Source organism: Pseudomonas cremoris (assembly GCF_014230465.1).
Map to the genome: position 1 here is coordinate 21,665 of NZ_JAAXCY010000023.1, position 9,483 is coordinate 31,147.

The 9,483-nt window shown below is 59.0% G+C and carries 12 protein-coding genes; 7 read left to right on the forward strand and 5 right to left on the reverse strand.

Annotation, left to right across the window (positions count from 1 at the left end; translation table 11 throughout):
* Positions 1-34: 34 nt before the first annotated feature.
* The gene (locus HF257_RS32820; RefSeq protein ID WP_185710932.1) at positions 35-685 is read right to left on the reverse strand and encodes a YceH family protein; all 651 of its coding nucleotides are present in this window, start codon (positions 683-685) and stop codon (positions 35-37) included.
* Between the two features lie 116 nt (positions 686-801).
* Here HF257_RS32820 and HF257_RS32825 point away from each other — a divergent pair, with 116 nt between their 5' ends.
* On the forward strand, positions 802-1,311 hold the full coding sequence (locus HF257_RS32825) for a DUF1993 domain-containing protein (protein WP_185710931.1): 510 nt from the start codon (positions 802-804) through the stop codon (positions 1,309-1,311).
* Between the two features lie 160 nt (positions 1,312-1,471).
* Positions 1,472-2,629, forward strand: coding sequence for an MFS transporter (locus tag HF257_RS32830; RefSeq protein WP_185710930.1), 1,158 nt, complete (start codon positions 1,472-1,474; stop codon positions 2,627-2,629).
* A 4-nt stretch (positions 2,630-2,633) separates the two neighbouring features.
* Here HF257_RS32830 and nhaR read toward each other — a convergent pair whose 3' ends face one another.
* Positions 2,634-3,536: a transcriptional activator NhaR gene (nhaR, locus tag HF257_RS32835; protein WP_185710929.1), complete on the reverse strand. Its 903-nt coding sequence runs from the start codon at positions 3,534-3,536 to the stop codon at positions 2,634-2,636.
* A gap of 134 nt (positions 3,537-3,670) precedes the next feature.
* On the opposite strand from nhaR, the gene HF257_RS32840 reads away from it, so the two are divergent.
* Positions 3,671-3,922 (forward strand): hypothetical protein, encoded by a 252-nt coding sequence (locus tag HF257_RS32840; protein WP_185710928.1) that lies wholly within the window; start codon positions 3,671-3,673, stop codon positions 3,920-3,922.
* Positions 3,923-3,953: 31 nt separating this feature from the next.
* Entirely contained in the window at positions 3,954-4,703 is a 750-nt protein-coding gene (locus HF257_RS32845) for a TerC family protein (protein WP_185710927.1), read from the forward strand.
* 134 nt (positions 4,704-4,837) lie between these two features.
* Here HF257_RS32845 and HF257_RS32850 read toward each other — a convergent pair whose 3' ends face one another.
* Entirely contained in the window at positions 4,838-5,539 is a 702-nt protein-coding gene (locus tag HF257_RS32850; protein ID WP_185710926.1) for a histidine phosphatase family protein, read from the reverse strand.
* Between the two features lie 250 nt (positions 5,540-5,789).
* Between HF257_RS32850 and HF257_RS32855 the strand changes: the two genes are divergently transcribed.
* From HF257_RS32855 to hemB, 3 genes are all read left to right on the forward strand, one after another.
* The gene (locus HF257_RS32855; RefSeq protein ID WP_185710925.1) at positions 5,790-6,488 is read left to right on the forward strand and encodes a glutathione S-transferase N-terminal domain-containing protein; all 699 of its coding nucleotides are present in this window, start codon (positions 5,790-5,792) and stop codon (positions 6,486-6,488) included.
* Between the two features lie 3 nt (positions 6,489-6,491).
* A complete protein-coding gene (locus HF257_RS32860) occupies positions 6,492-7,334 on the forward strand; it encodes a PhzF family phenazine biosynthesis protein (protein ID WP_185710924.1) in 843 nt (280 codons plus the stop codon).
* Between the two features lie 116 nt (positions 7,335-7,450).
* Positions 7,451-8,425: a porphobilinogen synthase gene (gene hemB / locus HF257_RS32865; RefSeq protein ID WP_185710923.1), complete on the forward strand. Its 975-nt coding sequence runs from the start codon at positions 7,451-7,453 to the stop codon at positions 8,423-8,425.
* Positions 8,426-8,457: 32 nt separating this feature from the next.
* On the opposite strand, the gene HF257_RS32870 is transcribed toward hemB, so the two are convergent.
* On the reverse strand, positions 8,458-8,751 hold the full coding sequence (locus HF257_RS32870) for a hypothetical protein (protein ID WP_185710922.1): 294 nt from the start codon (positions 8,749-8,751) through the stop codon (positions 8,458-8,460).
* 91 nt (positions 8,752-8,842) lie between these two features.
* The coding region (locus HF257_RS32875; protein WP_185710921.1) for an RHS repeat-associated core domain-containing protein at positions 8,843-9,483 on the reverse strand (641 nt) is incomplete at its 5' end.

A 9,483-nucleotide genomic window follows, 5' to 3' on the forward strand; every position in this document is an offset into this window, starting at 1 on the left:
GCGAGCAAGCCCGCTCCCACATTTTTAAACCGAGTTACGCCTGTTCCAACTGGGCCAAGCGCTCTTCCAATGCTGCAATCCGCGCTTCCAATTCCTCGATGCGCTCGACAGAAACACCCGTCGCCCCACGCTCCACCGGGCTGCCCCGCGCCGCGAGAATCGCCTCGATATCCGCCGGATCCCCCAGCGCATGGGTATACCGGTCTTCCCGCTGCCCCGCCTGGCGCGGTACCAGCACCGCCAAACCACGTGCAATCAGGCGTTCAAGCTGGTGCACCACCTGTTCGGCATCTTCAAAATCATGCATGCGCCCGCTGCGGGTCAGCAGTTCGTTGACCGTCTGCGGTCCACGCAGGAACAACAGGCCAATCAGGATCACCTGGGCCGGCACCAGTTCCAGCGCCTTGTCCACGCGATGTTCCCAACGGTCGGCGCGGCTGCCCATCACCAGGCGGGTAAAACCCTGGCCTTCCAGCACGCGCAGGCTCTGGCCGACCTGGCCCTGGCTGAGGTTGGTCACCGGCTCGCGGCTGGTCTTCTGGTTGCAGGCCAGCACCAAGGCATTGAGGGTCAGGGGGTAGGTTTCCGGGTTGGTCGCCTGTTTTTCGATCAGGCAGCCCAGGATGCGGATTTCCGTGCTGTTCAGGCGCGGCTCAGGGGTGTCGGTGTCGTGCTCGGCGGTCATCGCGCTTTCCCTATGCAGTGAAGTGCCTAGCGTAAGCCGGAAAAAATAAAAGACAAGCGACGGGCAGGTCTATAATCGTTGCCTGTTCAAACCGTGCCATCACCCATGAGACTGCCATGACCATTTCCCTGTACGCCGCTTCCATCCCAGTCTTCAAGCAAATGCTCACCGCCCTGAGCGATGTGCTGAACAAAGCCGAAGCCCACGCCACCGCCAAGAACATCGAGCCCAACGCGCTGCTGCAAGCACGTCTGTTCCCGGACATGTTCCAACTGGTGCGCCAGGTGCAGATCGCCGTCGACTTCGCCAAGGGTGTCTCTGCACGCCTGGCCGAGATCGAAGTGCCTAAATACGAAGACAGCGAAGTCACCTTCGCCGACCTGCAAGCCCTGATCGCCAAGGTGCTGGCCTTCGTTGATACCATCAAGCCGGAGCAAGTCGACGGCAAGGAAGGCATCGAGATCATCACCCGCCCTGGTACTCCTAAAGAGAAGCGCTTCAGCGGCCAGTCCTACCTCCTGACCTATGGCCTGCCGCAGTTCTTCTTCCACGTCACCACCGCGTACGCCCTGTTGCGTCACAACGGTGTGGAAGTGGGCAAGCGCGACTACATGGGCGCGTTCTAAGCCTTGATACGCCAAAGCCCGGTGTGTGCCAGCAGGCGCCACCGGGCTTTTTCATGCCCTTCGTTTGAAGCACTCTGTTAAGATTCGACATCCCTTTCTCATCCTTATCTGTCAGCGAACCCTCGGGTTGTCGTTAATGTTGTCGTTTCTGGAGTTTTTGATGCTGTTCCCCATTCTGCTGTTGTCGGCCGCTGGTTTTACCGTGCTGACCACAGAGTTCGTGATTGTTGGCCTGCTGCCGTCCATTGCTCGGGACTTGAATGTCAGCGTGTCCCAGGCCGGGCTGCTGGTGACCTTGTTCGCGTTTACCGTTGCGGCATTCGGGCCGTTTCTGACGGCGTACTTCGCCCGTTTCCCGCGCAAACGCCTGTTTATCAGCATCCTGATCCTCTTCGGCGTGGCCAATGCCGTCGCCGCGCTGGCACCGAATATCTGGGTGATGGCCCTGGCGCGGTTGATTCCGGCCTTGGGGCTCCCGGTGTTCTGGGCCCTGGCCAGCGAGACGGCGGTGGATATCGTGGGGCCTGAGTACGCCGGGCGCGCCATCGAGAAGATCGGCTTCGGTATCGTCTGCGCCACGGTGTTTGGCATTCCGGTGGGCACGTTGATTTCCGATATGTTCGGCTGGCGTACCGCGTTTGCCATTCTTGCCGTAGTGGCGCTGGCCAAGGCCGTGCTGCTGCTCATCTACTTGCCCGTGACCCAGCCGAAGAACGATGAAGTGACGTTGCGCTCGCAGTTCAAGATCCTGCGCAACCCACTGATGCAGGGCCATATCCTGCTGTCGATCCTGGTGTTCAGCGGCATGTTCACCGCTTATACGTACCTTGCGGACATCCTCGAGCGCCTGGCCGGTTTCGACGGCACGCTGGTGGGGTGGTGCCTGATGGGGTTCGGTGCCGTGGGCTTGATCGGCAACTCCCTGGGTGGCCGTGCGGTGGACCGTCATCCATTGATTGCGTCCATGGTGTTTTGCGGTTTCATGATCGCGGGGATGGTGGCATTGGTGCCGGCGATTCACTCCACCATCGGCCTGGCAGCCGCGATGGCCGTGTGGGGCGTGACCCAGGCGGCGATGTTCCTGGTCAGCCATGTGCGCTTGATGAAGGCCGCCCCCCATGCGCCGGCGTTTGCCGCGTCGCTGAACATCGCCGGGGCTAACCTGGGGATCGGTTTGGGGGCGATGGTCGGCGGGCATGTGATCGACACGCTCGGCTTGGGCAGCCTGGGCTTCGCGGCGTCGGGGTTTATCTTGGTGTCGATCCTGCTGGCGTTGTGGCTGATGACTGCCAAGCAGCCGGTCGCAGCCAACGCCTGAACCGTCAGGGCAGGGCGGTAAACAACTCGCGTCTTGCGCCTTCGGTAATCGCCACGATGCCGGGGTGCTTGACCTTGCGCTCCACCGAGATTGCGTAGAACGACTCGGTGACTGCATCGGTCTGGCCGATGAGCGCCACGCCGTACTGGCGCACCACCTCGTCGGCAATCACGCTGGGGGCAATGAAAATCCCGCTGCCGGATTGACCGAAGGCCTGCATCAAGGCGCTGTCGTCGAACTCGCCGATGATCTTCGGTTGGATCTGCTGCTCGGCGAACCAGCGCTGCAAGCGGCTGCGCACTACCGTCTCCGCCCCAGGAATCAACAACGGTGCTCCCTGCAAACACTTTGGGAAATCGCCGCCGTATGCGTCAGCCAGTGCCTGGGTGGCGAAGAAACTGATGCCACATTCCCCAAGCTTCTGGCTGTAACCCTTGATGTCCAGATGGCTGGGCATCGGGCTATCGGAAATCACCAGGTCCAGGCGCTGGATGGCCAGGTCGGCCAGCAGACGTTCGAGCTTGTCTTCACGGCAGGTGATGCGGATCGGCTCGCTCAACTCCATGGTCGGCGCGATCAAGCGGTAGACGATGGACTTGGGCACCACATCCGCCACCCCAACGCGGAACAGGATCTGCTGCTCGTTGGGCTGCGCCCGCAGCATTGCCTCCAATTCATTGCCGGTCTGGAACATCTGCTCAGCATAAGGCAGCGCCCGACGCCCGGCTTCGGTCAGCTCAAGTTGACGACCGACGCGCTGAAACAGCGCGATACCAAAGGTTTGCTCAAGCAGGCTGATCTGGCCGCTGATGGTCTGGGGCGTGAGGTTAAGTTGCTCACAAGCGCGCACAATGCTGCCGGTCTTGGCCACAACCCAGAAGTAATGCAGTTGTCGATAATTGAGCATGGTGACCATCACTTCGTAAAAATCGAAGTATACGCGAGAAAAATACGAATTTTCCTGAACTGTTGCCTTGCATAGAATGCCTCGCTATCGCGGGGCCACTACTTGGACCCAATGGTTCTAACGAGGAATACATCATGAAACTCAATTCCCTGGGCGCAGCAACGTTGCTTGCGCTTTCATTGGTAGTGATCAGCGGTTGCGATCAGGTTGAAAAGAGCGCCCAGCAGGTGCTTGGCAAGGCGACTGAATCGGCCAAGCAAGCCATTGATGACACTCACAAAGCCGCCGAACAGGCATTGAGTGAAGCAACCCAGGGGCTGATCAAGCCTGAGAAGCAGGAAGAAGAAGCCGAAAACGCTGCTGAATCCGACACCAAAGAAACCTAATATCCCAGCACTATCACGTCAGGACTGACCTATGGACTACCTTTTACAACTGGCCGCCAGCCCCACTGCCTGGGTCGCACTGGCTACCTTGATCGTCATGGAAATTGTGCTGGGCATCGATAACCTGATCTTCATCTCGATTCTCACCAACAAATTGCCGGAGCAGCATCGGGCCAAGGCGCGGCGCATCGGTATCAGCATGGCGTTGGTGCTGCGTTTGGGCCTGTTGAGCACCATCGCGTTTATCGTGCAATTGACGGCGCCGGTGTTTGAAGTCTTCGGCCAGGCGTTTTCGTGGAAGGACATGATCCTGATCGCGGGTGGCCTGTTCCTGGTATGGAAAGCGACCACCGAGATCCATCACAGCATGGACCCGGAGCCCGAGGAGAAGGCCAGTGTCAGCAATACGGTGACAATCGGTTTTGCGGCGGCCATCGGGCAGATCCTGATGCTCGACCTGGTGTTTTCCATCGACAGCATCATTACGGCTGTGGGCATGACCGAGCACTTGCCGATCATGATCATTGCCGTGGTGACCTCGGTGATCGTGATGCTGGTGGCGGCCGAGCCGTTGGCCAAGTTCATCAACGACAACCCGACCGTAGTGATGCTGGCCCTGGGCTTCCTGATCATGATCGGCATGACGTTGATCGCCGAAGGCTTCGGCGCCCATGTGCCTAAAGGCTATGTGTACGCGGCCATGGCGTTCTCGGCGGTGATCGAGTGCCTGAACATCGCACGACGCAACCGCCACAAGCGCTTGCTCGCGGCCCGGCAGTAAGTAGTGAGCGGGCTTGTCCCGCGCTGGGGGGCGAAGCCGCCCCAATAAAAAACGCCGCATTCTGTCTGACAGAATGCGGCGTTTGGTTTTAGGGCGGCTTCGCCCCCCAGCGCGGGAAAAGCCCGCTCACTACATCAGGATTCGGCGCTGACTTGCGTAGGATCCGGGCAACTTGTATCGCCGTTGTTCAAGCCCTGCTTGTAGTTACGGCTCAGCAACGACGCCTTGCCGTTGTGCCAAGTCAGCGTCAGCACATACAGCGTGTCGTAGTCGCTGCCAGACCAGTCGTCGGTGATGGTGTGCTTCTCACCGGAAGCTTCACTGGCCACCTTGTTGATCAACTCCGGCAGATACCCGTGGGACCACGCGGTGTAGATGATGGAGTTGTGGTACTTGTCCTCCACCAGTTCATCGGCGAGGGCGCTGGTGTCATTCGCCGAAAACTTGATGTTTACCGGCAGGCCAAGCTTGATGGCGCTGGGGCTGATGGTCATCAGTGGGCGAATGTAGCTGTAGGAATTATCGAACTCACCTTCCTCGACATTGCGCGTCGGGTTGGCGGCAAACACGAAGTTGGCCTTGCCGAATTTTTCCGGCAACACCGTGGCCAGGTTCATTGCACGGTTGAGACCCTGGCAATTGAGTTGGCCCAGGCCGCCGGCGGGTTTTTCACCGTGGCGCAGGAACACCAGGGTTTGCACGCCGTCCACGGGGTCGGCGCTGCTGATGCGTGACTCCAGGGTCAGCCCAATAGCGCCGCCGACCAGCACCAGCGGCAACATGATGTATGAGTAGCGTTTCAGGCGCAGCGCAAGGCACAGAGGCTTGATTGTCATTAGTGTCGAGTCTTCGGTGCATCGGGTGAGGGCGGACACGCCCGGCCCCAGTGACGCCAAGGGCATCCTGCGGTATTCCCTGTCGATATAACGAGGCGCCTCCATTCACCGTTGAGCGCACTTAAGAGTGCACAAGGGCCTATTGGTTCGCCCTCGCGGGATATTAGCCAGCGGATATTGCGTATTGATGACCCATGCAGGACAGCGTCGGGATGACTATGATGGGGGCTTTCTGCAAAGGGACTTCCCGATGAACCCACTCGCCGCGTTCCCCATCAACAGCAAATGGCCCGCCCAGCATCCCGAGCGCCTGCAACTCTACTCGTTGCCAACGCCCAACGGGGTAAAAGTCTCGATCATGCTCGAAGAACTGGGCCTGCCCTATGAAGCGCATAAGGTCAGCTTCGAGACCCAGGACCAGTTGTCCCCAGAATTCCTGTCGCTGAACCCCAACAACAAGATCCCCGCGATCATCGATCCCGACGGTCCTGGTGGCGTGCCATTGGCACTGTTTGAATCCGGCGCGATTCTGATCTACCTGGCTGAAAAAACCAGCCAACTGCTGTCCGAAGACCCAGCCACCCGCTACGAAACCATCCAATGGTTGATGTTTCAGATGGGCGGGATTGGCCCGATGTTTGGTCAACTGGGCTTCTTCAACAAGTTCGCCGGCAAGGCCTACGAAGACAAACGCCCTCGCGACCGCTATGCCGCCGAGTCCCGGCGCCTGCTGGACGTGCTGGAAAAACGCCTGCTGGGCCGTACCTGGATCATGGGCGACGACTACAGCATCGCCGATATCGCCACCTTTCCATGGATTCGCAACCTGATCGGCTTCTACGAGTCGGGTGACCTGGTGGGCATTGCCGACTTCCCCAATGTACTGCGCGCGCTGGACGGTTTTGTCGCACGGCCGGCGGTGATCCGCGGCCTGAATATTCCGAGCTGAGCCATGCCGACTTTCGCTTTCAAACAACTGGATGTCTTCAGCAGCGTCGCGCTCAAGGGCAACCCGCTGGCCGTGGTATTAGGTGCCGACAGCCTGACCGAGCAGCAAATGGCCGATTTCGCCAACTGGACCAACCTCAGCGAAACCACGTTTTTGCTGACACCGCGCGATCCCCGGGCAGACTACCGGGTAAGAATCTTCACCACCTTGAAGGAGCTGCCGTTCGCCGGGCACCCGACGCTGGGCAGTTGCCACGCGTGGCTGCAAGCCGGTGGCACGCCGAAGGGTGAGGAGATCATTCAAGAGTGTGAAATTGGCTTGGTACGAGTGCGTCGACAAGGTGATGAGCTGGCCTTTATCGCGCCGCCGTTGCTGCGCTCCGGTCCGGTAGAGGCACCGTTGCTGGAACGTGTGCGCCTGGCGTTGGGCCTGAGCCCGCAAGCCATTGTGCGCAGTCAGTGGGTCGACAACGGCGCGGGGTGGTTGGCGCTGATGCTGGAGGATCGCGAGCAGGTGCTGGCGTTGCAACCCAACTATTCACAATTGCTCGGTTTGGCCGTCGGCGTGATTGCTCCTTGCGATCCCGTCCGTGACGATGTGGACGCACAGTTCGAGGTGCGTGCCTTTGTCGCAGGTGACGGTGCGCAAGAGGACCCGGCCACCGGCAGCTTGAACGCCGGCGTTGCCCAATGGCTGCTCGGGGAGGGCCTCGCGCCGGAGCGCTACGTGGTCAGCCAGGGCACGGCCCTGGGGCGTGCGGGGCGAATTCGCGTTGAGCGCCAGGGCGATGAAATCTGGGTCGGCGGCGCCGTCGCGCTGTGCATCGACGGGCAACTACAGCTCTAGATCAATACATTATTACCACCTGAGCAATACACTATTGGCCCTCGGCGTTTGTGTTGCCGAGGCCTCGGAGCATAAGCTTTCGCCCCAACGAATTTTGTCATCATTTCAGGACAGCCATGACCAGCCAGTTCCCCCAAGCCCGCCCACGCCGCCTGCGCCGCTCCCCGGAGCTGCGTGGCCTGTTCCAGGAAACCGAGTTCACCCTCAACGACCTGGTGCTACCGATCTTCGTCGAAGAAGAAATCGACGACTTCGTACCGATCACCAGCATGCCGGGTGTGTTGCGCATTCCTGAGAAAAAACTGGCCGGCGAGATCGAGCGCTACGCCCGCGCCGGTATCAAGTCGGTGATGACCTTTGGCGTGTCCCACCACCTGGACGCCAGCGGCAGCGACACCTGGAAAGAACGCGGCCTGGTCTCGCGCATGTCCTCGATCATCAAGGACGCCGTGCCGGAAATGATCGTGATGTCCGACACCTGCTTCTGCGAATACACCGACCACGGCCACTGCGGCGTAATGCACGGTGCCCATGTCGATAACGACGCGACCCTGGTCAACCTCGGCAAACAAGCCGTAGCCGCCGCTCGCGCCGGTGCCGATGTGATCGCACCTTCTGCCGCGATGGACGGCCAAGTCCAAGCCATACGCCGCGCCTTGGACGATGCTGGCTTCACCCACATTCCGATCATGGCCTACTCGACCAAATTCGCCTCGGCCCTCTACGGCCCGTTCCGCGAAGCCGGCGGCAGCGCCCTCAAGGGCGACCGCAAAAGCTACCAGATGAACCCGATGAACCGCCGCGAAGCCGTGCGCGAATCACTGCTTGACGAACAGGAAGGCGCAGACGCCCTGATGGTCAAGCCAGCCGGCGCCTACCTCGACATCATCCGCGACATCCGCGAAGCCTCGCGCCTGCCGGTGGCGGCGTATCAGGTGAGTGGCGAGTACGCGATGATCAAGTTCGGCGCCCAGGCGGGGGCGATTGATGAGGATCGTGTTGTGCGTGAGACGTTGGGCTCGATCAAGCGGGCGGGGGCGGATTTGATCTTTACGTATTTTGCGATGGATTTGGCGTTGGCGGGTATTTGAGCAAATCCCAAAGTGTTATGGCGAGGAGGCACTCAAATGTTTGTTGGATAAAGGTGAATTTTGGTTGCTTTTACCTCAACAAACCTCGATTCCTGGGTGGATGGCTCGTCGAGTTCGATAAGGATGATTGAATCGCCCAGCTGTAGTGCTGCCCACTCTTCGTCGGCGTTTTGCACGATCTGAGCTGTTATCCGGGTAACGCCGTTTATAATAGTGATATGTGGGGCTTCACGGGAGGAGGGAATGAGGTTTTTTCCCCAGGAAAAAACTTCATTCAAATCGAATTCAACGTCGTGTTCCTCGCCGATAGCGGGTGGGATGCCCATCCATAAGGCGGTGCCACTCCCAGCAGACGAGTGAAAGTGCACACGTATAGCGTTCGCAATAGAAAGTACTTCCCTAACTCGTATCTTCATTTTACTTCTTCGGTAGTGGAACTCTTACGATGGTGTTGTCCACGTTCATAGTGTTGGACGTAAGCTCGAACGTCCATGTTTCCTCATGATAGTGGTGCTTGTTTGATTTGCTGTTCATCTCGTGAGACCCATAGCGAATACTTCTCTTCGCGTCATTGGAAACTATCCTGTCGTGATCAGGCTTGCCAGTGCGTGGGTTTGTATTCGTGTGAGGCTCTGGTCCTAAAAACTCATCCCACTTCTGAGTTGCCTCCTCCGGTTTAATGGGTTTACTAGCATGAGTTTCCTTGTGATATCCCATTTCAGGCGGAGTATTTGAAGTCGTAGGACTGGATGGTTCCGTATCATCGGCTTTTGCCTTCGTGCTTGGGTCTTCGACTTTGGTGGCTGGCTTGCACTTATCTCCACCTGGACAGGTATTCAAGCCCAGCGGGTCAATCCAACCCGTAGGGTTAGGCACGTACTGATACCCGTTGATCCCACCCGCCAACTTCACCGGATCTGGCGTCAGGTAACGACCAATATCCGGATTGTAGTAGCGATGGCGGTTGTAGTGCAGCCCGCTTTCTTGGTCGAAATACTGGCCCTGAAACCGTATTGGGTTGTCGATTTTTCCGATGTCGAGGCGGCTGATTTCGCCGT

What these genes read in the sequence shown, in the direction of transcription:
- HF257_RS32845 (WP_185710927.1), top strand. Translation starts at nt 3,954, where the DNA reads ATGGACTACCTTTTACAACTGGCCGCCAGCCCCACTGCCTGGGTCGCA.
- HF257_RS32850 (WP_185710926.1), bottom strand. Translation starts at nt 5,539, where the DNA reads ATGACAATCAAGCCTCTGTGCCTTGCGCTGCGCCTGAAACGCTACTCA.
- HF257_RS32855 (WP_185710925.1), top strand. Translation starts at nt 5,790, where the DNA reads ATGAACCCACTCGCCGCGTTCCCCATCAACAGCAAATGGCCCGCCCAG.
- nhaR (WP_185710929.1), bottom strand. Translation starts at nt 3,536, where the DNA reads ATGCTCAATTATCGACAACTGCATTACTTCTGGGTTGTGGCCAAGACC.
- hemB (WP_185710923.1), top strand. Translation starts at nt 7,451, where the DNA reads ATGACCAGCCAGTTCCCCCAAGCCCGCCCACGCCGCCTGCGCCGCTCC.
- HF257_RS32830 (WP_185710930.1), top strand. Translation starts at nt 1,472, where the DNA reads ATGCTGTTCCCCATTCTGCTGTTGTCGGCCGCTGGTTTTACCGTGCTG.
- HF257_RS32825 (WP_185710931.1), top strand. Translation starts at nt 802, where the DNA reads ATGACCATTTCCCTGTACGCCGCTTCCATCCCAGTCTTCAAGCAAATG.
- HF257_RS32870 (WP_185710922.1), bottom strand. Translation starts at nt 8,751, where the DNA reads ATGGGCATCCCACCCGCTATCGGCGAGGAACACGACGTTGAATTCGAT.
- HF257_RS32820 (WP_185710932.1), bottom strand. Translation starts at nt 685, where the DNA reads ATGACCGCCGAGCACGACACCGACACCCCTGAGCCGCGCCTGAACAGC.
- HF257_RS32840 (WP_185710928.1), top strand. Translation starts at nt 3,671, where the DNA reads ATGAAACTCAATTCCCTGGGCGCAGCAACGTTGCTTGCGCTTTCATTG.
- HF257_RS32860 (WP_185710924.1), top strand. Translation starts at nt 6,492, where the DNA reads ATGCCGACTTTCGCTTTCAAACAACTGGATGTCTTCAGCAGCGTCGCG.